Genomic DNA, 22,756 nt, shown 5'->3' on the forward strand with positions numbered 1-22,756 from the left:
ACCAGACGGGCCGGGGCGTGCGTGCAAGCGCCACGCCCGACCTTCAAGGAGCGCCCTCCATGATTCAGCCTGTCGCTGAACGTACACCGGCCGGGACCAGTTACCTGGACCAAGGCCAGGGCCAACCCGTGGTACTGATCCACGGCGTCGGCCTGAACAAGGAAATGTGGGGCGGGCAGTTCGTCGGCCTGACCAACGACTACCGCGTCATCGCCTACGACATGCTCGGCCATGGCCAGAGTGCATTGCCTGCCGCCGACATCGGCCTGGACGGCTACGCAGCACAGCTCGCCGAGCTGCTGGACCATCTGCAGATTTCCCAGGCGACCGTGATCGGTTTCTCCATGGGCGGCCTGGTTGCCCGTGCCTTTGCCCTGCACTACCCGCAGCGTCTGGCTGCGCTGGTGGTGCTCAACAGTGTGTTCAACCGCACCCCCGAGCAGAGCGCCGGCGTCATCGCCCGCGCCGCCCAGGCGGCTGAACTGGGCCCCGACGCCAACGTCGACGCCGCGCTGGACCGCTGGTTCAGCCGTGAGTACAAGGCGGCAAACCCAGCGCAGGTCGCAGCGATTCGCCAGGTACTGGCGAACAACGACCCGCAGGGCTATCACACCACCTATTCGCTGTTCGCCACCCAGGACATGTACCGTGCAGGCGACCTGGCGAGCATCCAGGTGCCGACCCTGATCGCCACAGGCGAACTGGACGCCGGCTCCACCCCGGCCATGGCCCGGCAGCTGGCCGCCAGCATCCCTGGTGCCAAAAGCGTGGTGCTGGCCGAACAACGGCATATGATGCCGGTGGAAGCACCCCGTGAAGTCAACAAGATGCTGCTGGACTTCCTCAAGGAAGCCCGCACCCTTACCGAATCCGCCAAGGGGATTGTTGCATGACCCTCGTTCGTTTCCAGATGTGCATCGACGGCCAATGGCTCGATGCCCAGAGCGGCAAGACCTTCGACAGCCTCAACCCGGCCACTGCCCAAGCCTGGGCGCAGTTGCCCGACGCCGACGAAGCCGATGTCGAGCTGGCGGTGCAGGCCGCCCAACGCGCCTTCGACAGTAAAGCGTGGCGCGGCATCACCGCCACGGCCCGCGGCAAACTGCTGCGACGTCTGGGTGACCTGATCGCCGAGAACAAGGAGCACCTGGCCCAGCTGGAAAGCCGTGACAACGGTAAGCTGATCCGCGAAACCCGCGGCCAGGTCGGCTACCTGCCGGAGTTCTTCCACTACACCGCAGGCCTTGCCGACAAGCTCGAAGGCGGCACCCTGCCGCTGGATAAACCTGACCTGTTCGCCTACACCGTGCACGAACCGATCGGCGTGGTCGCCGGCATCATCCCGTGGAACAGTCCGCTGTACCTGACCGCGATCAAACTTGCTCCAGCCCTGGCCGCTGGCAACACCATCGTCCTCAAGCCTTCCGAGCATGCCTCGGCGACCATCCTCGAGCTTGCCCGCCTGGCGCTCGAAGCCGGCTTCCCGGCGGGTGTGGTGAACGTCGTCACCGGTTACGGCCCGAGCACCGGCGCTGCCCTGACCCGCCACCCGCTGGTGCGCAAGATCGCCTTCACCGGCGGTGCCGCCACCGCCCGCCACGTCGTGCGCAGCAGTGCCGAGAACTTCGCCAAGCTGTCGCTGGAACTGGGCGGCAAGTCGCCGAACATCATCTTCGCCGACGCCGACCTGGACAGCGCCATCAACGGCGCCGTGGCCGGCATCTATGCTGCCTCCGGGCAGAGCTGCGTGGCCGGCTCTCGTCTGCTGGTACAAGACGAGATTTTCGACGAATTCGTCGAGCGCCTGATCGCCCGCGCCAAACGCATCCGCATCGGCAACCCCCAGGACGACGCCAGCGAGATGGGGCCGATGGCCACCGCACAGCAATTGGCCGTGGTCGAAGGCCTGGTAGACGCGGCCAAGGCCGAGGGCGCCAAGCTGCACATGGGCGGCAAGCGTGCCGAGGTCGAGGGTGAAGGCTGGTTCTACGAGCCGACCCTGTTCGAATGCGACAGCAACTCGATGACCATCATGCAGGAAGAAGTGTTCGGCCCGGTCGCCGCGGTGATCCGCTTCAAGACCGAGGAAGAAGCCCTGGCCATCGCCAACGATTCGCAGTTCGGCCTGGCCGCCGGCATCTGGACCCGCGACTTGGGCCGCGCCCATCGCCTGGCTCGTGATGTGCGTTCGGGGATCATCTGGGTCAACACCTACCGCGCCGTCTCGGCCATGGCGCCGATCGGTGGCTTCAAGAACAGCGGCTACGGCCGTGAGAGCGGCATCGATTCGGTGCTCGCCTATACCGAGCTGAAGACCGTGTGGATCAACCTGTCCACCGCGCCCATGCCCGACCCATTCGTGATGCGCTGAAGAGGGAGCACGAACATGATCGAACCCGGCATCTACAAAGACGTGATGGGCTCATTCCCGTCCGGCGTCACGGTGGTCACCACTCTGGACGCCGATGGCGGCATCGTCGGCATCACCGCCAGTGCGTTCAGCGCGCTGTCGATCGACCCGGCGCTGGTGTTGTTCTGCCCCAACTACGCCTCCGACACCTACCCGATCCTGCGTGACAGCAAGCAGTTCGCGATCCACCTGCTGTCCGCCGACCAGACCGCCGAGGCCTATGCCTTTGCCGGCAAGGGCAAGGACAAGGCCAAAGGTATCGACTGGCACCTGAGCGAGTTGGGCAACCCGTTGCTGCCCAAAGCGACGGCGATCATCGAGTGCGAACTGTGGCGCGAGTACGATGGCGGCGACCATGCGATCATCGTCGGCGCGGTGAGGAACCTGGTGCTGCCGACCGAGCCGGTGACGCCGATGGTCTACCACAAGGGCAAGCTGGGGGCGCTGCCGCCGCTTGGTTGATAGTCATGTGAGTCGGTGTTGGTTGCTTCGCGGGCAAGCCCGCTCCCACAGGAATGTCACTGGTGTGCAATCCTGTGCACTCCTTGTAGGAGCGGGCTTGCCCGCGAAGCATCCACCACCGATTTCCCTGTTTTATTCCGGAGTACTACGCATGAGCAATGAGAAGTACGAAAAAGGCCTGCAAATCCGCACCCAGGTGCTGGGCGAAGACTACGTCAACCGCTCGATACAGAACGCCGACGAATTCACCAAGCCCCTGCAGGAACTGGTCACCGAGTACTGCTGGGGCCATGTCTGGGGGAGAGACGGCTTGTCGCTCAAAGAGCGCAGCATGATAAACTTGGCAATGATTTCCGCGCTCAACCGGCCCCACGAGCTCAAGTTGCACATTCGCGGCGCCTTGCGTAATGGACTGAGCCGTGAACAAATTCGCGAGATCCTGCTCCAAGTCGGCATCTATTGCGGCGTACCCGCGGCGGTGGACAGTTTCCGCCTGGCCCGCGAAGCGTTCGCCGAAGCCGATGCGGAGTCACCCCGTTAACAACGGGCTGTTCGAACCACTGCAAGGAATGCCTCGGTTCGGGGCACTCCGCGATGTTGGCGCAACAGCCTCATAAAGAGCGCACCTGATGAAACGCCAGCCCCTCGACGACAGCTTCAAGGTCAACCGTAACCCCGTAACACTGCGCGAAATCGTGCTCGACAAGCTGCGTAGCGCAATCATGAACTTCCACCTGCTCCCGGGCGATCGCCTGGTCGAGCGCGACCTCTGCGACCGCCTGGGCGTCAGCCGCACCTCGGTACGCGAGGCGTTGCGCCATCTGGAGTCCGAAGGCCTGGTAGAGTTCGCCGATGCCAAGGGCCCACGCGTGGCCATCATCACCTTGGAAGATGCCCGCGATATCTACGAGTTGCGCTGCGTACTCGAAGGCCTGATCGTCCAGCTGTTCACCCTCAATGCCAAGGCCAAGGACATCCGTGCCCTGGAGCGTGCCCTGGAGGTCAACCGCGAGGCCCTCGAGGAAGGCGAACTGCAGCAGGTACTGGACTCGGTGCAAGGCTTCTACGACGTCCTCCTCGAAGGCTCCGGCAACCAGGTCGCCGCCCAGCAGTTGCGCCAACTGCAGGCACGCATCAGTTATCTGCGCGCCACCTCGGTCTCGCAGGAGAACCGTCGCGGTGCCAGCAACCGTGAAATGGAAAAGATGGTCGAGGCAATCAAGAGTGGCGACCCGCTGGTCGCACACCAGGCCTCGGTCGATCACGTCCGCGCCGCTGCCAAGGTGGCCCTGGATTACCTGCGCCAGAAGCAGGACGACAACGTCAAGGTGCGCGACATGGTCGAGCCCCTGGCGCTGAAGGATCCACGTATTTAAGCAACGCATAGGCCGCTGAACATGCCCAACGCCCCGCGCTACTGCCCACACTGCACCACGGAACTGGCTAGGGGCGTTCCCACAGGCGACACCCACGAACGCCTGCACTGCAACGCCTGCGGCTACATTCATTACCTCAATCCGAAAATCATCGCCGGCTGCATCATCGAACGCGATGGCAAGTACCTGCTGTGCCAGCGCGCGATCCCCCCACGTCCGGGCACCTGGACGTTGCCGGCCGGGTTCATGGAGGCCGGGGAAACCACCGAGCAGGCGGCACTGCGCGAGGTCTGGGAAGAAAGCGGCGTGCGCGCCGACATCGTCTCACCCTACTCGATCTTCAGCGTGCCGAAGATCAGCGAGGTGTACATCATCTTCCGCGCCATCGCTACCGAGGAAACGGGGCAGTTCGGGCCGGAGACGCTGGCCTACAAGTTCTTCGAACCCGACGAGATCCCGTGGGAAGAAATCTACTACCCGGCCATCCGGCAGATCCTCGAGCGCTACATCCTCGAGCGCCAAGCCGGGGTATATGGCATCTACATGGGCAATGATGACACCGGCAAGGTGCATTTCATCCGTTGAGCAGTAGCTGCCGACAGTGCATTCTGGTGACCTCTGCAAACGGCACTGGAAAAGCACATGGCTAGATGGCTGGACGGCGGCGGCGAGATGGCCGATCGGATTCGTGACCACGACTGGGCCGCCACCCCTCTCGGCCCGCTCGAACAGTGGCCCGATGTGCTCAAGACCACCGTGGCCCTGTGTCTAGGCTCGCATTTTCCCCAGGCGGTGATGTGGGGGCCTGAGCTGCTGACGCTGCACAATGACGCGTTCACACCTATCCTGGGGAAAAAACCCTTGGCGTTGGGCCGACCGTTCAGCGAAATCTGGCAGGAGGCATGGAGCGAGATCGGCGGCATTGCCGACCGCGCCCTGGGCGGCGAGGCCGTGTTCATCCAGGACTTTCCACTGACCATCGACCGTAACGGCGGCCCCGAACTCGCCTATTTCACCTTCTGCTACAGCCCGATCCGCGACCAGGACGGCAACGTGCTGGGCATGATCGACACCGTGACCGAGACCACCGCCAGTGTGCTCGCCAATCAGCGCTTGAGCTTTCTCGACAACCTCGGCCGCGCCGTGGCCAACGCCATCGATCCCGATCAGATCATGGCCATCACCACGCGTCTACTCGGCGAGCATCTGCATCTGTCCGGCTGCGCCTACTGCATGATGGAACCGAACGGGGACACGCTTACCGTTCGCGGCGACTGGGTCGCCCCAGGCTCGCCGCGCCTGGTGGGCCAGCACCGCCTGGCCGACTTCGGCGAACTGGCGCTAGAGCGCTTGAAAGCCGGCCTGCCGCTGGTCATCAAAGACAGCTTTCACGAGATCGGGGCCAGCGAAGCCGCGAACTTCCGGGCACTGGGCATCAACGCGAGCATCTGCGTTCCCCTCATCAAGGGCGGGAACCTGATTGCGCTGATGTCCATTCACGACAAGCGCCCGAGAAACTGGAGCGCTTACGAGCAATCCTTGATCGCCCAGGTAACCGAGCGTTGTTGGGCCCACATCCAGAGGGTCCAGGCCGATGCCGAACTGCGTGACGCCATGGCGGCACTGGCGGCACTGAACACGACATTGGAACAACGCGTCGAAGAACGCACCGCCCAGTTGCTGCACACCGAGGCGGTACTGCACCAGACCCAGAAGCTCGAGGCCATCGGCCAGTTGACCGGCGGCGTCGCCCACGACTTCAATAACCTGCTGACCATCATCCGCTCCTCGATGCACTACCTGCAGCGCCCCACCCTCGAAGAGAGTCAGCGCCAGCGCTACCTCAAGACCGTGTCCGACACGGTGGACCGGGGCGCCAAGCTGACCGGCCAACTGCTCGCCTTCGCCCGCCGCCAGGCGTTGACCCCCGAGGTATTCGAAGCCGGGGCGCAATTGCAGGTCATCGCCGAGATGCTCGACAGCACCACCGGCGCCCGTGTCCACGTCGATCTCACCCGCCCTGATACGCCGTGCTACATCCACGCCGACCTCGGCCAGCTGGAAACAGCCATCATCAACCTGATGCTCAACGGCCGCGACGCCATGGATGGACAAGGTACCCTGCATTTGCGGCTGCAGGCCGGCCAGCGCCTGCCCAGCCTGCGCGGTCAGCCGGGGCAGGACGGCCCGTTCGTGGCCATCTCGGTGCGCGACAGCGGAATGGGTATTGGCAGCGACTTGCTCGAGCGCATCTTCGATCCATTCTTCACCACCAAGGCACCCGGCCAAGGCACCGGCCTCGGCCTGTCCCAGGTGTTCGGCTTCGCCAAGCAATCCGGTGGCGACGTGCAGGTGGTGAGCACGCCAGGCGAAGGCACCGAGTTCACCCTTTACCTGCCTCAGGTGGCAGCGCCACAGGCGCCACAGACCATGGCGGTCGAGTGCGACCCGCCATCCCAGCCACTGCTGACGAACAGGCACATTCTGGTGGTGGAGGATAACCGCGAAGTCGGCAGCTTCATCACCCAGATCCTCAATGACCAGGGCTACCGGGTCCGCTGGGCGGGTTCGGGTGAAGAGGCGCTACTGCTGCTCGCCGATGACGAAGGTCGGTTCGATGCGGTGTTTTCCGACGTGCTGATGCCTGGCATGGGCGGCCTGGCGCTGGCCAGGATACTGCGTGAGCATCAACCGACGCTGCCGGTGATCCTCACCTCAGGCTACAGTGATGCCATTGCCGAGGGCGCCCATCAAGGCTTCCCGTTTCTGGCCAAGCCGTATTCGGTCGACCAGGTGTGCCAGGTACTGGCTGAGGTCTTGGGCTAGCGTCTGCCGGCCAGCAGGTTCGCCAGGCTGTGCGCCAACTCGTCGCCGCGAAACGGCTTGCGCAGCACCTCGAAACCCTTCAGTTCGCGCGGGGTGAGGTTGGCATAGCCGGTGATGATCAGCACCGGCAGCTCGGGTTGACGTTCACGCAGGCGCTGGGCAAAACGGACTCCAGTCATGTCGGCCATGATGTGGTCAGTCACCAGCACGTCGGCCTGCACCCCCTGCTCCACCAACTGCAACGCCGCGCCCGCACTGGACGCCTCGACTACCTCATAACCCAGGTCGGCCAGCTGCAATGCCGTGGCCTTGCGCACGATGGTCTCGTCATCGACCAACAGCACCCGGCTTGCGCGTGCAGCCCGCGGCAATTCGACCGGAGCCTGGCCAAGATTGGCCGCAGCAACATCACTGAGCGGCAGCCACAACGTCGCCTCGGTGCCCAGGCCTTTCTGTGAGCGAATCTCGAAGCCGCCACCGGACTGGGCGGCCAGGCCCTGGATCATGGGCAGCCCCAGTCCGGTCCCCTTTCCCACACCTTTGGTCGAATAGAACGGTTCGATACAGCGGCGCAATTGTTCCTCATCCATGCCACACCCAGTGTCGCTGACCTGCAACCAGACCAGCGTAGGTGCCGACAGCCCTGGTGGAAGGGTGGGTCCGCCAGGGCTGCTGGCAAGGCCGGCAGTGATACGCAGCGCACCGCCGTTGGCCATGGCATCGCGGGCATTGACCACCAGGTTGAGCAAGGCCAGCTCCAATTGATAGGGGTCGACGACCACCGCTGGCAGATCGGCGGCGATCTGCTCCTGCACGGCAATGGTCGGCCCGAGCGAACGCGCGATCAGTTCGCGCATGTCCTGGACCAGCGTTGCCAACGAGACGGCCTGGGGCTTGAGGGTCTGTCGCCGGGCGAAGCTGAGCAGCCGACCGACCAAGTTACGCGCCCGTTCGGCCGCTTGCAGGCCGCCATCGATCAGACGCGTGGCGCGCTCACTGTCCGGGTGCCGACGCATCAACTCGAACGAGGCGATGATCGGTGTGAGCATGTTGTTGAGGTCGTGGGCGATGCCGCCGGTGAGCTGACCGATCATTTCCAGCTTGTGCGCCTCGTGCAGTTGGCGCATCGCCGTCTCGCGCTCGGCCAGGGCCGCTACCACACGCTGCTCCAGGTTTTCGTTGAGCAAGTGCAGGGCTCGTTCGGCCCGAGCATGGGTAATGGCCGTCCAGGCCTGCTTGGCGGCCTCCTCGAGCAATTGGCATTCGTCTTCATGACACGGGTGCGGCGAACGGAAATGTACCCCCAACAAGGCTTCCAGGCGCCCGGCGCGCAGCACCGGCACATGCAGGCAGGCGCTTACACCGGTCCGTTGCGCCACCGAACTGTCGAACGCTTGCTGTACCACCTGGCCGGCGAGCAGGCGCTCACGCAACGTGGTGCCAACATCATGGTAGCGATGCTGGCCGATCAGCGAGGGTACACCGTCGGCCCACTCCCGGGTGACCTTGAAGTTGACGTTGTCGCCGAGGTCTTCGCCGAAGCACACCTGTGCCGCGCCTAGTTGTTCGGCCAGGCGTTGCACCGCGTAGGACTCGATCCGTTCGGCTTCACCCAGGCAGGGCAGCGTCCGGCCCATCTCCAGCAAGAACGTCTGACGCTGCTGGAATTGCACGCGTTCGGTGGTATCGGTCACCAGGCACAGTACACCACCGACCGAACCATCGGCCTCGCGCACAGCGGAGTAGGACACATCGAAATATACCGTCTCGCCCTGCCCGCGACGATCGATGTAGAAAGGGCGATCCTTGGCAGAATAGGTCTGCCCGGTCTCTCGAACACCGCGCAGCAGTGGCTCCAAGTCATCCCACAGCTCACTCCAGTGCTCCTGCGCCGGGCGACCCAGGGCATGGGGGTGCTTGATGCCGATGGTGGGTGCATAGGCTTCGTTGTACAGCGCTACGTAAGCGCTGCCCCAGAACAGCACGAACTGCGCCTGGGACGGCAGTAGCGTGGCCAGTACCGCCTGCAGGTGCGGTGACCAACCAGCAGGCGACCCCAGGGGCGAATCGCTCCAGTCTTTCGCACGCAGCAGATCGCCGATCGCCCCTCCATTGGCCAGGAAGCTCGGTAGGGGGTCAGCGCGGTCGGTCTTGGGTTGTTCCTGCAATACCATTTCAAGGGCGTCCCGAGCACATTGCCATCCATCTGAGAATAGGAGTTGGGTTGTAAACAAATCGTTCAACCCAGGGGATCAATGCGTATGACGGGTGACGTAATGCACCGCCCCATGGTGAGGCGCAACGCACCGGACCGGGGCGCTGTGTCCTTCGATTTTGCGCTGCAAACCCCGAAATTCGGCCCTTCTAGCCGCTTGGTACCGTCCTTGCTAGGAGCAGCCCTTCAACCTGATGTCGGCCTTAGGTTTTTTAAGGTTTATAGGCACAAATTTACTAATTTCCCGTTATCCCCCCGGCCCGCATCATCGCTCCAACAAGAACGCGTCGCCCATCGCCGGCACGCCCCCGGGCAGCATGCGCTGCCCTACCTTGCCTTGGAGTCAGTCATGACCAGTGCAGCCAATACGGCACCCCTCATCGAAAAACACACGATCGGCTACGTGCCGCCGCAAGACCGCCATGGAAAGGTAAGGGACCTGTTCACATTATGGTTCGGCGGCAACATCGCGCCGTTGCCCATCGTCACCGGTGCGCTCGGCGTACAGTTGTTTCACCTGAACCTGATATGGGGCGTGGTCGCCATCCTGGTCGGCCATCTGCTCGGCGGCGTGCTCATGGCGCTGCACTCGGCCCAGGGACCGCAGATGGGCATCCCACAGATGATCCAGAGTCGCGCCCAGTTCGGCTCGCTAGGCGCCCTGCTGGTGGTGGTGATCGCCGGGGTGATGTACATCGGCTTCTTCGCCTCCAACATCGTGCTGGCCGGTAAGTCGCTGCACGGCGTGGTCGAGGCCGTGCCGGTACCGGTGGGCATCGTCGTCGGCGCCCTCGGTTCGGGGATCATCGGCATCATCGGCTACCGCTTCATTCACGTGCTCAACCGTATTGGCACCTGGGTGCTCGGCATCGGCATCGTGATCGGCTTCGGCTACATCTTCAGCCATGTACAGAGCGACGACTTCCTGACCCGTGGCGGCTTCAACCTGGCCGGCTGGCTGGCCACCGTGTCGCTGGCGGCGCTGTGGCAGATCGCCTTTGCCCCCTATGTTTCGGACTATTCGCGCTACCTGCCGGCCGACGTCAAGGTCAGCTCGACCTTCTGGACCACCTACCTGGGTTCGGCACTGGGTTCGAGCCTGTCGTTCATCTTCGGCGCCGTGGCGGTGCTGGCGATCCCGGCCGGCATGGACACCATGGACGCGGTCAAGCTCGCCACCGGCACGCTCGGCCCCATCATGCTGGTACTGTTCCTGCTCAGCGTGATCAGCCACAACGCCCTCAACCTGTACGGTGCGGTGCTGTCGATCATCACCCTGGTGCAGACCTTCGCCTACCGCTGGATCCCTACCGCCAAGAGCCGAGCGGTGCTGTCGCTGATCGTGCTGGCGGCCTGCTGCGTGGTAGCGGTGTTCGCCTCGGCGGACTTCATCGGCCACTTCGTCGACATGGTACTGGTGCTGTTGGTGGTGCTGGTGCCATGGACCGCGATCAACCTGATCGACTTCTATGTGATCCACAAGGGCGATTACGACATCCAGTCGATCTTCAAGGTCGATGGCGGGATCTATGGGCGCTACAACCCGCAGGCACTGATCGCCTATGCCGTGGGCATCGTGGTGCAGATTCCGTTCATGAACACGCCGCTGTACGTCGGGCCGATTTCCGAGCACATCAATGGCGCCGACCTGTCGTGGCTGGTGGGGCTGGCGATCACTTCGCCGCTGTACTGGTGGCTGGCTTCGCGTGACAGTGCTTACCGTCGTCGGCAGGTGAGTGCCAAGTTGGCCATGGGGCATTGATTCAACCTGTATCGACCCTTTCGCGGCGGTTCGGCGCGAAAGGGCCGGTACAGGCAACCCATCAGAGGTTGTACGCCCGCTCGTTGTGCTCCGCCAGGTCCAACCCCTGTTCTTCTTCCTCTTTGCTGGCCCGCAAGCCAATCACCCACTTCAAGGTACCGAGGATCGCCAGGCTGACCACGAAGCAATACACGAAGGTGAACGAAACCCCCTGCAACTGCACCAGCAACTGAGCCACCGGCGACACGCCTTCAACATATCCCCCCAACGCCGGCGCAGCGAACACCCCGGTCAGCAGCGCACCGACGATGCCCCCTATCCCATGCAGTCCGAACACATCGAGGCTGTCGTCATACCCCAGCGCCTGCTTCAGCCGGGTCACGGCAAGGAAGCAGATCGCCCCGGTCAGCAAGCCGATCACCAGCGCGCCCAGCGGCCCGACGAAGGCACACGCCGGGGTGATCCCGACCAGCCCGGCCAAAGCGCCGGACGCCGCGCCCAACGCCGTAGGCCGGCCATGCAAGAACTTTTCGCTGAGCAACCAACCGACGATCCCGGCACAGGCCGCCACCATGGTCGCCAGCATCACCACCCCTGCCCCTTGGTTGGCAGCCAGACCAGAGCCGACATTGAAGCCGAACCAGCCGACCCAGAGCATGCCCGCACCGACCAGGGTGAAGCCCAGGTTATGCGGCGGCATCGCCACCTGCGGATAGCCCTTGCGCTTGCCCAGCACCAATGCCGCGGCCAAGGCGGCGACGCCTGAGTTGATGTGCACCGCGGTCCCCCCGGCGAAGTCGAGCACGCCCCAGTTGACCATCAATGCCCCCGGCCCGCCCCAGACCATGTGCGCAACCGGCGCATAGACCAGGATGAACCAAGCCACCATGAACGACAGCGAGGCGCTGAACTTCATACGTTCGGCAAAGCCACCGGCGATCAGCGCCGGGGTGATGATGGCGAAGGTCAGCTGGAACACCGCAAACACCCCTTCGGGGATGGTACCGATCAGGCTGTCATGGCCGACATCGAGCATCAACGCCTTATCCAGGCCGCCGACGAAACTGTTCCAGGTCACCTGACCTTCGACCATGCCCGTGGTATCGACCACCAGGCTGTAGCCGAACAACACCCAGAGAATGCCGATCACCCCGGCCACGGCGAACAGTTGAGTGAATACCGAGAGAAAGTTCTTCACCCGCACCATGCCGCCATAGAACAGTGCAAGGCCAGGGATGCACATCATCAGCACGAACATCGCCGCGCAGATCATCCAGGCGGTGTCGCCAGTGTCCAGGCCGGGCTCGGCGGCATGGGCCTGAGAGGCCAAGATCAACAACATTACAGCGAGGGTGAGGTGCTTCATGGAGTCACTCCTGTGTAAACGCTGGGATGCCCAATGGCGAAAGGGCCGCAAAGCGGCCCCGGTGGTCAGATCAATACAGGGCCTGGCCCGGCACCCAGGCGGTGCCGGCCAGCGGTACCCGCGCCATGGCGGCGGCTTCCACGGTCAGTGCCACCAGGTCCTCAGGATCGAGGTTGTGCAGGTGCGACTTGCCGCAGGCGCGGGCCATGGTCTGCGCCTCCAACACCAGCACCCGCAGGTAGTTGGCCAGGCGCCGGCCGGCCTCTTCCGGGTTCAGGCGCTTAGCCAGCTCCGGGTCCTGGGTGGTGATGCCGGCCGGGTCACGGCCGATCTGCCAATCGTCATAGAAACCGGCAGCCGAGCCGATCTTCTTCAGCTCGCTGTCCAGCCGCGGATGGTTATCGCCCAGGGCAATCAACGCCGCGGTGCCGATGGCCACGGCATCGGCGCCCAGGGCCATGGCCTTGGCCACGTCGGCGCCGTTGCGAATGCCACCGGAGACGATCAACTGCACCTTGCGGTGCATGCCCATCTCCTGCAACGCCTGCACCGCCTGTGGAATGGCCGGCAGAATCGGGATACCCACGTGCTCGATGAAGACTTCCTGAGTCGCTGCGGTACCGCCCTGCATGCCATCAAGCACGATAACGTCGGCACCGGCCTTGACCGCCAGCTTGATGTCGTAATACGGGCGGCTGGCACCGATCTTCACGTAGATGGGTTTCTCCCAATCGGTGATTTCACGCAGCTCGGCAATCTTGATCGCCAGGTCGTCGGGGCCGGTCCAGTCCGGGTGGCGGCAGGCGCTGCGCTGGTCGACGCCGATCGGCAAGGTGCGCATGCCAGCCACCCGCTCGGTCACTTTCATGCCCAGCAACATGCCGCCACCGCCAGGCTTGGCGCCCTGGCCCAGGACAATTTCGATGGCATCGGCCTTGCGCAGGTCGTCGGGGTTCATGCCGTAGCGCGACGGCAGGTACTGATACACCAGGTGCTGGGACTGGCCCCGCTCCTCCGGGGTCATGCCGCCGTCGCCGGTGGTGGTACTGGTACCAGCGATGGTGGCACCGCGACCCAGGGCTTCCTTGGCATTGGCCGACAGCGCGCCGAAGCTCATGCCGGCGATGGTCACCGGGATCTTCAGGTGGATCGGCTTCTTGGCGAAGCGAGTGCCCAGCACCACGTCAGTGCCGCACTTTTCGCGGTAGCCTTCCAATGGATAGCGCGACACGCTGGCGCCGAGCAGCAGCAGGTCGTCGAAGTGCGGCACACGGCGCTTGGTGCCGCCGCCACGGATGTCATAAATGCCGGTCTCGGCGGCGCGTTGGATTTCCTGGATGGTCAGGCGATCGAAGGTGGCCGACTCACGCAGTACCGGGGGGAATTGCTCGCTCATGGAAATGCTCCTGGATCAGTACGCGCTGGCGTTATCGACTTTGAAGTTGTACAGCTGCCGGGCCGAACCGTAGCGTTTGAAATCCGCCGCCTGGTGCGCCAGGCCTGCTTCGTCGAGCAGGGCCTGGAGCTCCTGGATATGCTCGGCGCGCATTTCTTTCTCGATGCAGTCCGAGCCCAGCGACTTGACCGAGCCCTTGACGTAGATACGCACCTCGTACAGCGAATCGCCCAAGGCGTCGCCAGCATCGCCGCACACCACCAGGCGCCCGGCCTGGCCCATGAAGCAGCTCATGTGGCCGATGCTGCCGCCGACCACGATGTCCACGCCCTTCATGGAAATGCCGCAACGTGCGCCAGCATCGCCCTCGATCACCAGCAGTCCGCCATGGGCGGTGGCACCGGCGGCCTGGGAGGCACTGCCCTTGACCCGCACCGAGCCGGACATCATGTTCTCGGCCACACCCACGCCGACGTTGCCGTGCACGGTGATGTCGGCCTGCTGGTTCATGCCGGCGCAGTAGTAGCCGGCGTGGCCGTCGATAGCCACGGTCAACGCCTGATTGATACCCACGGCTAGGTTGTGCTTGCCGTCCGGGTGGCTGACGTGCCATTCGCGGCCCTGTACTTCGCCGTGCAGGGCCTGGTTGAGTTCGCGCACCGAAGCGCTGGAAAGATCGATCGTGTTCATGCGTGTCTCCGCGACTTCAATGGGGGTCAGGCGCTCTCGCGCTCCCAGACGTACAGGGTGGCCGGCGCCGGCTCCCAGACCTTGGCCTGGTCGATGCCAGGCAGAGTGGCCAGGGCCTGGTACTCCGAGGCCATGGCCACGTAGTCGTCGGTCTCGGCCAGCACCGCCGGCTTGCAGGCGATCGGATCGCGGATCACGGCGAAGCCGTTGCGCGTGCCGATGGCGAAGGTGAAGAAGCCGTCCAGGTCCTCCAACGCGCCGTCCAGGGCCTGGGCCAGGGTGTCGCCTTGCTGCAGGCGCCAGGTGAGATAGCCGGCAGCCACCTCGGTGTCATTGTCGGTTTCGAAATGAATGCCTTCGCGCTTGAGTTCCTGGCGCAGGCGGAAGTGGTTGGACAGCGAGCCGTTGTGCACCAGGCACAGGTCGGCGCCGGTTGAGAATGGGTGGCTGCCTTCCATGGTCACGGCGCTTTCGGTGGCCATGCGGGTATGGCCGATGATGTGGCTGCCTTTCATGCCGGCCAGGCCGAAGCGGCTGGAGATCTGCGCCGGCAAGCCCATGCCCTTGAGAATCTCGATGCTCTGCCCGGCGCTCATGATGCGCACCTCCGGGGCCAGTTCGGCGAGCGCTTCACGGGCCGCCGCCTCGCTGGTGTGCAGCTTGAGCACAGCGGCACTGGCGTTCTGAAACCAATCCAGCGAGCAACCCAGGCGTCCTTCCAGCTGCCCCATCAGCGCGGCCCAGGGGTAGTCGGTGTCACTGGCCTGGAGGGTCAGCTTGACCCACCCGTCGGCCACCTCATCGCCATAGATGGCGAACCCGGCGCTGTCTGGGCCACGGTCGGTCATGGCCTCGAGCATGGGTTCGAAGAGCTTGCCGAGCTGGGCTTCCAGCGCCGGCTTCTTCAGGTACAGACCAACGATTCCACACATAAAGGGCCTCTCTACGTTCGGCAGCTAGCGGTAAGCGGTAAGCTGCAAGTTGTCCGTGTTGAACGGGGGATGGTGTCCGCCGCGCACTGCCTTTCTCTCGCAGCTTGCGGCTTGAAGCTTGAAGCTCAGAAAAACTCGGTGTAGCGCTGGATTTCCCAGTCGGAGACGTGTCGGCAATATTCCACCCACTCCATGCGCTTGAGCTTGATGAACTCATCGACGATCTCGGCGCCGAGCACCTCGCGGAACAGCGGGTCGGCGTCCAGAGCATCGGCGGCTTCCTTGAGCGACTGCGGCAGGGTCTGGATGCCGCGGGCGGCGATCTCTTCCAGGCTCAGGTTGTAGAGGTTCTCGTTGCACATCTGCCCGGGGTCGAGTTCACGGTCGATGCCGTCGAGGCCGGCGGCGATGATCGCGGCGGTTACCAGATAGGGGTTGCAGCCGGCGTCCGGCAGGCGGAACTCCAGGCGGCCATAGGGAATGCGTACCATCGCCGAGCGATTGTTGGCACCGTAGGCAACGAAGGCCGGGGCCCAGGTGGCGCCGGACAGCGAGCGCCCCACCACCAGGCGCTTGTACGAGTTGACCGTGGGCGCGGCGAATGCACACAGCGCCGGGCCATGGGCCAACAGCCCGGCGGCGAAGTGATAGGCCAGTTTGGACAAGCCCATGCCGCTGCTGTCGGACGGATCGTGGAACAGGTTCTTGTTGCTGCTGCTGGCCAGCGACAGGTGGAAGTGCATGCCGTTGCCGGCGCGCTTGGGATCGGGTTTGGGCATGAACGAGCAGATCATCCCCAGGTCGTTGGCGATCTCGCCGGCGGCCATGCGGAAAAAGGTGAAGCGGTCGGCCGACTCCATGGCATCGCTGTAGGTGTAGTTGATCTCGAACTGGCCGTTGGCGTCCTCATGATCGATCTGGTAGATGTCGAAGCCTACCGGTTGCAGGGCCTCGGTCAGCCGCTCGAGGAACAGCCGCGAGCGCGACAGGCCTTTGTAGTCGTAGCACGGCTTGTCGAGGTTGTCGGAGGCGTCCACCAGTTGCAGCTTGCCGTCGTCGTCACGGCGAAACAGGCTGAACTCCGGCTCAAGGCCCGTGTTCAGGGTCCAGCCCTTGTCGGCCAGGCGTTGCACCTGTTGCTGCAGGACATAGCGGCTGTCATACGGCCAGGGCTGGCCATTGACGTGACCGATGCACACCACCCGGCCATAGCCCGGTTGCCAGGGTACGGGAATCAGTGTGGACAGATCGCCTCGGGCCATGAAGTCCGGGCCATGGGGTTCCATGCCCATGCCGCAGATGGCGAATCCGGCAAAGCCCGCGCCCTCCTCGGCGACCATCTTCAGGCCCGAGACCGGCACCGACTTGGTTTTCGCCGAGCCATGGATATCGACGAACTGAGCCAACACGTACTTGATGCCGTGTTGGTCGAGGGTGCGCTGGGTTTCTGCTGGCAACATGGGTTGATCACTCCTGGTGAGGGCCATTAATTCCGCATGAGAAACTAACTTTCCTATTAGGAATGCAATCGGCTTGCCAGTTTTGTATTGCCACGAAAAGGCGGGCGCGCTCCCAGCAGTATTTAGCTCGATAATGTGGGAAACTTGTTTTCACCAGAGGAAAACGGCGGCCAGCGAAGCCGTCGAGCGCACTTTCCCAGTGCGAAATCTTTATTCTTGAACTGAAACCGTGCAGGACTTTCGATGTCGACCGAAACCGAACCGCGTCTTCGCCTGGAGCAATACCTTGGCTTGCAGATCAAGCGCCAGCGTCAGGCCCAGTCACTCAAGCTCGCCGACGTGGCGCGTATCGCGGGCATCAGCCAGGGCATGTTGAGCAAGATCGAGAACGCCCAGGTCTCCACCAGCCTCGACACCCTCAGCCGCCTGTGCGACGTGCTGGGCATGCCGATGGCCAAGCTGTTCAGTCAGTACGACCAGCCCGATGGCAACGCGCTGCTGGTAAAGGCAGGCGAAGGGCTGGAGGTGGTGCGGCGCGGTACCGAAAAAGGCCATACCTACCATTTGCTCAATCACGCCAGAGGCCCGAAGAAGAACTTCGAGGCCTACATGGTGAGCATGGACGATGCCAGCGAGGAGTTTCCGACCTTCGCCCACCCCGGCACCGAGTTTCTCCATCTGTTGGAAGGCGAACTGGTCTACCGCCATGGCAACCAGCTCTACCACCTGCATGCCGGCGACAGCCTGACCTTCGACGGCGAGACCCCGCACGGCCCCGAGCAGCTGGTGCAGGTACCGATTCGTCTGCTCTCGATCATGAATTACGGCGACGAGTAGCTGGGCGCTGGGGTAGGCCCCTCCCCCCCTTCGGGCAGCAGACTGCGGTCGAACATGAATGGCCGCTCCCCTTGTGGGGTGTATTGATATAACTGTTGCGGTCGCCCCAGCCGCGGCTGGTTCTTCTCCCCAGTATCCCTGACCCACCCCAGCTCGCGCAGACGCTCCAGGCGCTTGCGCAGCGACGTGTTGTTCACCGCCTGCCCGAGACACGCCTGCACCGCCCCCAAGGCATCGAGCACCGTGAACCGCTCTGCCAGCAGGTAAAGCGACACACTGCTGTAAACCGTCTTGGCGGCCAGCCGCTCACGGGCTCGCTCCACCAGCAGGTTATGGTCGAACGGCAACAGGACCTTGCGTGCCAGGACACTGTCCAAGTCGACAAATGCCAGCGAGTCGCCCTCGACCTGTTGCTGCGGATCGAGCAGGGCCAGGTAACAAGTACTCATTGACCATCCGCGCGGATCGCGAAACGCATTGCCTTCGGTGCACACCTGTTCCAGGTAACGCGGCAGCACCTGGGCTTTCTCACGCAAGGCCCGGTCGGCGGCTGCTTCCAGGCTGTTGTCGCGGGTACGGCCATTGACGATCACCCCCGGCAGGGCCCACTGCCCGGCATGGGGTTCACGCTCGCGACGGTGCAACAACACTTGCAGATGCTGGGCATCGGGGGCCAGGCGCAGGGCGACGATATCGACACTGGCCAGGACTTCTACTGTACTCACCAGGGAGCCTCCTCGTTGACCGCGCAATATTCCACCAGGGCATCTAAATAAGGCAAGCCCGCTCTGTGATGGTATTCAAGCTTGACATACTTATTACACCAGGTGGATTATATACCCATTCCAGCGAGGAGAACCGCCATGAAGATCGCCAGCTTCGATGTCGATGCGCAGAACGGCTTCACCGCCAACGCCCCCCAGGAGCTGCCGGTGCCGGAAGGCCACGAGATCGTCCCGGACCTCAACGCCATGGCCCAACGCGCCGATCTGCGTCTGGGCAGCAAGGACGCCCACCCTGCCAACGCCGCCTGGGTGGTCGCCGAACCCGGCCAGATGCTTCAGCCACTGACGTTGGCTAACGCCGATCTGACCTGGGTCAGCCACTGTGTGCCCGGCACCCCGGGTTTCGAACTGCTGCCCGGCTTGCCTGCGCCCATCGACTACGACTACTTCGTCTGGAAAGGCGTCGAGCCCGACCTGCACCCCTATGGCGCCTGCTACCACGACCTGGCCGAGCGTCGCTCCACCGGGGTCATCGAGTACCTCACGGTGCATCAGGTCGGCGCGGTGATCGTCGGCGGACTGGCCCTGGACTACTGCGTCAAGACCACAGCCCAGCAATTGCGCCGCGCCGGCTTCCAGGTGCTGTTGTACCTGCCGGCCTGCCGCGCCCTGACCCAGGAAGGCGCCATCGGCGCCTGCGGCGCGCTGGCGGCGGAAGGCGTCATCCTCTGCGGCGACGAGGCCGCGCTCGACTACCAGCTGTCTCTGATCAAGGAAGACCGCCCATGAGCGAAAGCGTATTCGGTCCACGGATCATCCAGAACCTGCTGGACACCGATTTCTACAAGATCACCATGATGCAGGCCGTGCTGCACAACTACCCCAACGCCGAAGTCGAGTGGGAGTTCCGCTGCCGCAACAGTGAAGACCTCGCGCCCTACCTAGCCGAAATCCGCTATCAGGTCGAGCAACTGGCCGACGTCAGCCTGACCCACGACCAGTTGGCCTACCTGGAGAAGATTCCCTTCATCAAGCCTGACTTCATCCGTTTCCTCAGCTTGTTCCGCTTCAACCTGCGCTATGTGCAGATAGGCCTGGACGACAGCGGGCAACTGGCGATCCGCGTGCGTGGGCCGTGGCTGCACGTGATCCTCTATGAAATCCCACTGCTGGCGATCATCAGCGAAGTCCGCAACCGCTACCGCTATCGCGACGTGGTGATCGAGCAGGTCGGCGAGCGCTTGTACCAGAAGCTCGACTGGTTGCAGTCCGAAGCCAGCGCCGAGGAACTGGCTGGCTTCCAGCTGGCCGACTTCGGTACCCGCCGGCGCTTTTCATACCGGGTCCAGGAAGAAGTCGTGCACATCCTCAAGCGCGACTTCCCCGGTCGTTTCGTCGGCACCAGCAACGTGCACCTGGCCCGCGAATTCGAACTGCGGCCGATTGGTACCATGGCCCACGAATGGTTCATGGCCCACCAACAGCTCGGCCCCCGTCTGGTCGACAGCCAGGCCGCCGCGCTGGAGTGCTGGGTGCGAGAGTACCGCGGGCAACTGGGTATCGCCCTGACCGACTGCATCACCATGGATGCCTTCATGGGCGATTTCGACCTGTACTTCGCCAAGCTGTTCGATGGCTTGCGCCACGACTCCGGCGACCCGTTGGCCTGGGCGGAAAAAGCCATTGCCCACTACGAGCGGCTGGGCGTCGACCCGAAGGGCAAGACGCTGATCTTCTCCGACGGCCTGGACTTCGCCAAGGCCCTCGAGCTGTACCGGGCCTTGCACGAGCGGATCAACGTGAGCTTTGGCATCGGCACCCGGTTGACCTGCGATATTCCGGGCGTGGAGCCGATGAACATCGTGATCAAGATGACTGCGTGCAACGGTGCGCCAGTGGCGAAGATTTCCGACAGTCCGGGCAAGACGCAGTGTCGGGACGAGAACTTCGTGGCCTATCTGAAGCACGTGTTTCGGGTGGGGTAACCCCACCCTTCGCTTGCCGCCGCCCGGACAGCGCCTCAGGCCCGGCTGTTCGCACAATCCGGTGCTTGCCCCGGCTCGCCGCCCTGCTCATCGTGTAGCGAGATGCGTGAGGTCTCCGGCAACGCCAACCCTCCAGCCAATGCCAGCAAGGCGATCAGGACCAGGTAGAACGCCGGCGCCAGGCTGCTGCCAGTGACCGAAATCAGCCAGGTCGCGACCAAGGGTGCGGTACCGCCGAACAAGGTGTAGGCCACGTTGTAGGTGATAGCCGATGCGGTATAGCGAGCACGGGTGGGGAACACCTCCGAAAGCAGCGCGGCCGTGACCACGCCCGAGAACACCGCCGCCACTGCCAACAGGATGACACCCAGCACGGCTGCGTACAGGTCGCCGGAACTGGCCAGCCAGTAGGCAGGAAACACCGACACGATGGCCCACAGGCAGGTGAAGCCGATGGTCCTGCGCCGCCCGAAGCGGTCGGCGAAGGCACCAGCGACGGGACAGGCGCCGGCCGAGAACAGCAAGGCGATGGTCGAGACCATCAATGCTTGCGCCCGGGTCAGGTGACCGACCACCTGCAGGTAGGTAGCGAAGTAGGTGGTGAACATGTAGAACGACAAGGCGGTGAGTGAAATGAACGCGCCCAGGCGAAGAATCGTGCCGCTGTGGTGCTTGAAGGTTTCCTTGAGAGGCGAATGGGTGTGATCGTCCTCTGCAGCCATGGCCTGTTTGAAGGTCGGCGTTTCCTCCATTTTCCAGCGCAGGATCAGGCCGACCACCCCGAGCGGCGCGGCGACCAGGAACGGTACCCGCCAGCCCCAGGTGCTCATGGCTTCCGGCGACAGGCTGGCATCGAGCAGGTAGGCGATGACTGCCGCAGATGCGAACGCAGAGAATGTCGACACCGGAATGAAACTGCCATACCAGGCACGTTTGTGCCGAGGAGCGTGCTCCATCAGGTAGGCACAAGCCCCTGCGTACTCGCCGCCGGCGGAGAAGCCCTGAATACAGCGCGTGATAGTCAGCAGAATCGGGGCCAGCAGGCCGATGCTCTGGTAGGTCGGCAACAGCCCGATGACCGTGGTCGCCCCGGCCATCATGAGCACGGTCATCGACAGTACCCGCTTACGCCCCAGGCGATCGCCGAGGGAGCCGAACACCACGCCTCCCAAAGGGCGGAAGGCGAAGGCTACGGCGAACACGGCGAAGGTCTGCAACAGGGCCGCATTGGGGTCGTCGCTGGCGAAGAACTGTTTGGCGATCACCGTTGCCAGAAAGCCATAGACGGCAAAGTCGAACCACTCCACGAAGTTGCCTACGGCAGCTGCCGTGGTGACTTTGCGAAGCATGGAGGGGGACACGGGCGCGCTATTACTCATGCGGTTGCTCTCCTGGTTTTTTTTGGTCGCACACAGGTGCTTTTAGGATGGGCAGCAATGGAATGGATCGGCCACAGACACGATACCGTGGTCTTCGGCCACGTTGATCGCTGGGAGGTTGCGCACAATGTTCTGGTTGGAGTTCGAGGGTTGGACGTTCATCGCTGCCACAGCAGCGGACCTTGGAAACAGCGACCGGGTTGTCGCCAATTCGAGGCTGATGTCATCATAGGGCTGCCTAGCCGGGAGGGTCCAGGCATCACGATCACCTAGGTGATCGCATGGGGAAAGGGAAGCGACTCGGGCTCTGGACAGCCGCTTACAAGGGGATCGAGGCGTGAGCAGTGACGACAACAGGCCAGATGCCCTGCGGATTCTTCACCATCTACCGGTGGCCGTAATCGTTGCAGAGAATCGTCGAATCACCCACTGTAACGACCGGGCACTGGCGATGTTTCGTGCCACCCCCGAACGCATCATCGGCGCCTCCTTCGCTGTGCTTTATCCTGAGCAGAAAGACTTCCTGAGTGCCGCCGAGCACTTTGCCCCGATGTTGTCCCGGCACGAACCGTTCAATGACAACCGCATCATGAGGCGCCTGGACGGCTCGCACTTCTGGGTGACGGTGAGGGGCTATGGGTTCAATGAAGCGAAGCCGTATCAGCATGCGGCCTGGGTCTTCACCGACCCGGAGCAGGAACAACACCCGCCCCACGGCAACGTCACCCTGACGCCCCGCGAGCGCGAAGTCGCAGCGCTGCTCGTCGATGGCCAGACCAGCAAGGAAGCGGCCAAGACACTGGGTATCAGCCCGCGGACCGTGGATATCCATCGGTGCAGTTTGTTGAAGAAGTATGCGGTCAACAATACGGCAGACCTGATTGCGAGGTTGGTGGATTGAGCGTGCGCTTGAGGGTTGTGGTGCCGCAGACATC

20 protein-coding genes are annotated in these 22,756 nt (G+C 63.5%); 12 read left to right on the top strand and 8 right to left on the bottom strand.

The window, feature by feature from the left end; all coding sequences use genetic code 11:
• The first annotated feature begins 59 nt into the window (after positions 1 to 59).
• From E2H86_RS09495 to E2H86_RS09530, 7 genes are all read left to right on the top strand, one after another.
• Positions 60 to 893, top strand: coding sequence for an alpha/beta fold hydrolase (locus E2H86_RS09495; RefSeq protein WP_133327027.1), 834 nt, complete (start codon positions 60 to 62; stop codon positions 891 to 893).
• Positions 890 to 2,371 (top strand): aldehyde dehydrogenase, encoded by a 1,482-nt coding sequence (locus E2H86_RS09500; RefSeq protein ID WP_133327029.1) that lies wholly within the window; start codon positions 890 to 892, stop codon positions 2,369 to 2,371. Before E2H86_RS09495 ends, E2H86_RS09500 begins: the two co-directional genes overlap by 4 nt.
• 15 nt (positions 2,372 to 2,386) lie before the next feature.
• Positions 2,387 to 2,872, top strand: a complete 486-nt coding sequence (locus E2H86_RS09505; protein ID WP_133327031.1) for a flavin reductase family protein — start codon at positions 2,387 to 2,389, stop codon at positions 2,870 to 2,872.
• Positions 2,873 to 3,023: 151 nt separating this feature from the next.
• Entirely contained in the window at positions 3,024 to 3,413 is a 390-nt protein-coding gene (locus E2H86_RS09515) for a carboxymuconolactone decarboxylase family protein (RefSeq protein ID WP_133327035.1), read from the top strand.
• A gap of 88 nt (positions 3,414 to 3,501) precedes the next feature.
• On the top strand, positions 3,502 to 4,248 hold the full coding sequence (locus E2H86_RS09520) for a GntR family transcriptional regulator (protein ID WP_133327037.1): 747 nt from the start codon (positions 3,502 to 3,504) through the stop codon (positions 4,246 to 4,248).
• A gap of 21 nt (positions 4,249 to 4,269) precedes the next feature.
• Entirely contained in the window at positions 4,270 to 4,833 is a 564-nt protein-coding gene (locus E2H86_RS09525) for an NUDIX hydrolase (RefSeq protein ID WP_133327039.1), read from the top strand.
• Between the two features lie 57 nt (positions 4,834 to 4,890).
• Entirely contained in the window at positions 4,891 to 7,074 is a 2,184-nt protein-coding gene (locus E2H86_RS09530; protein WP_133327041.1) for a response regulator, read from the top strand.
• On the opposite strand, the gene E2H86_RS09535 is transcribed toward E2H86_RS09530, so the two are convergent.
• Positions 7,071 to 9,248, bottom strand: coding sequence for a response regulator (locus E2H86_RS09535; RefSeq protein ID WP_133327043.1), 2,178 nt, complete (start codon positions 9,246 to 9,248; stop codon positions 7,071 to 7,073). The two genes, E2H86_RS09530 and E2H86_RS09535, sit on opposite strands and share 4 nt — an antisense overlap.
• A gap of 390 nt (positions 9,249 to 9,638) precedes the next feature.
• On the opposite strand from E2H86_RS09535, the gene E2H86_RS09540 reads away from it, so the two are divergent.
• Positions 9,639 to 11,051: a purine-cytosine permease family protein gene (locus E2H86_RS09540; RefSeq protein WP_133327045.1), complete on the top strand. Its 1,413-nt coding sequence runs from the start codon at positions 9,639 to 9,641 to the stop codon at positions 11,049 to 11,051.
• A 61-nt stretch (positions 11,052 to 11,112) separates the two neighbouring features.
• Here the strand turns inward: E2H86_RS09540 and E2H86_RS09545 are convergent, their stop codons facing one another.
• The 5 genes from E2H86_RS09545 to glnT all read right to left on the bottom strand — a co-directional run bounded on the left by E2H86_RS09545 (position 11,113) and on the right by glnT (position 16,895).
• Positions 11,113 to 12,417, bottom strand: coding sequence for an ammonium transporter (locus E2H86_RS09545; protein WP_133327047.1), 1,305 nt, complete (start codon positions 12,415 to 12,417; stop codon positions 11,113 to 11,115).
• 70 nt (positions 12,418 to 12,487) lie between these two features.
• Positions 12,488 to 13,813, bottom strand: a complete 1,326-nt coding sequence (locus tag E2H86_RS09550; RefSeq protein ID WP_133327049.1) for an FMN-binding glutamate synthase family protein — start codon at positions 13,811 to 13,813, stop codon at positions 12,488 to 12,490.
• A gap of 15 nt (positions 13,814 to 13,828) precedes the next feature.
• On the bottom strand, positions 13,829 to 14,503 hold the full coding sequence (locus tag E2H86_RS09555; protein ID WP_133327050.1) for a protein glxC: 675 nt from the start codon (positions 14,501 to 14,503) through the stop codon (positions 13,829 to 13,831).
• Positions 14,504 to 14,529: 26 nt separating this feature from the next.
• Positions 14,530 to 15,435, bottom strand: a complete 906-nt coding sequence (locus E2H86_RS09560) for a class II glutamine amidotransferase (protein ID WP_133327052.1) — start codon at positions 15,433 to 15,435, stop codon at positions 14,530 to 14,532.
• Between the two features lie 125 nt (positions 15,436 to 15,560).
• Positions 15,561 to 16,895, bottom strand: a complete 1,335-nt coding sequence (glnT, locus tag E2H86_RS09565) for a type III glutamate--ammonia ligase (RefSeq protein ID WP_133327054.1) — start codon at positions 16,893 to 16,895, stop codon at positions 15,561 to 15,563.
• A 243-nt stretch (positions 16,896 to 17,138) separates the two neighbouring features.
• Between glnT and E2H86_RS09570 the strand changes: the two genes are divergently transcribed.
• A complete protein-coding gene (locus E2H86_RS09570) occupies positions 17,139 to 17,732 on the top strand; it encodes a helix-turn-helix domain-containing protein (RefSeq protein ID WP_133327056.1) in 594 nt (197 codons plus the stop codon).
• Here the strand turns inward: E2H86_RS09570 and E2H86_RS09575 are convergent.
• The gene (locus E2H86_RS09575; protein WP_133327058.1) at positions 17,717 to 18,457 is read right to left on the bottom strand and encodes an NrtR DNA-binding winged helix domain-containing protein; all 741 of its coding nucleotides are present in this window, start codon (positions 18,455 to 18,457) and stop codon (positions 17,717 to 17,719) included. The two genes, E2H86_RS09570 and E2H86_RS09575, sit on opposite strands and share 16 nt — an antisense overlap.
• Positions 18,458 to 18,595: 138 nt before the next feature.
• Between E2H86_RS09575 and E2H86_RS09580 the strand changes: the two genes are divergently transcribed.
• A complete protein-coding gene (locus E2H86_RS09580) occupies positions 18,596 to 19,246 on the top strand; it encodes a nicotinamidase (RefSeq protein ID WP_133327060.1) in 651 nt (216 codons plus the stop codon).
• On the top strand, positions 19,243 to 20,442 hold the full coding sequence (gene pncB, locus E2H86_RS09585; protein WP_133327062.1) for a nicotinate phosphoribosyltransferase: 1,200 nt from the start codon (positions 19,243 to 19,245) through the stop codon (positions 20,440 to 20,442). The genes E2H86_RS09580 and pncB overlap by 4 nt, the downstream gene beginning before the upstream one ends.
• Positions 20,443 to 20,477: 35 nt before the next feature.
• On the opposite strand, the gene E2H86_RS09590 is transcribed toward pncB, so the two are convergent.
• On the bottom strand, positions 20,478 to 21,821 hold the full coding sequence (locus E2H86_RS09590; protein WP_133327064.1) for an MFS transporter: 1,344 nt from the start codon (positions 21,819 to 21,821) through the stop codon (positions 20,478 to 20,480).
• A gap of 337 nt (positions 21,822 to 22,158) precedes the next feature.
• Between E2H86_RS09590 and E2H86_RS09595 the strand changes: the two genes are divergently transcribed.
• Entirely contained in the window at positions 22,159 to 22,722 is a 564-nt protein-coding gene (locus E2H86_RS09595; protein WP_207955618.1) for a LuxR C-terminal-related transcriptional regulator, read from the top strand.
• The last annotated feature ends 34 nt before the right edge of the window (positions 22,723 to 22,756 follow it).

Origin of the sequence: Pseudomonas putida (genome assembly GCF_004357765.1) — a bacterium.
Lineage (GTDB): Bacteria > Pseudomonadota > Gammaproteobacteria > Pseudomonadales > Pseudomonadaceae > Aquipseudomonas > Aquipseudomonas putida_U.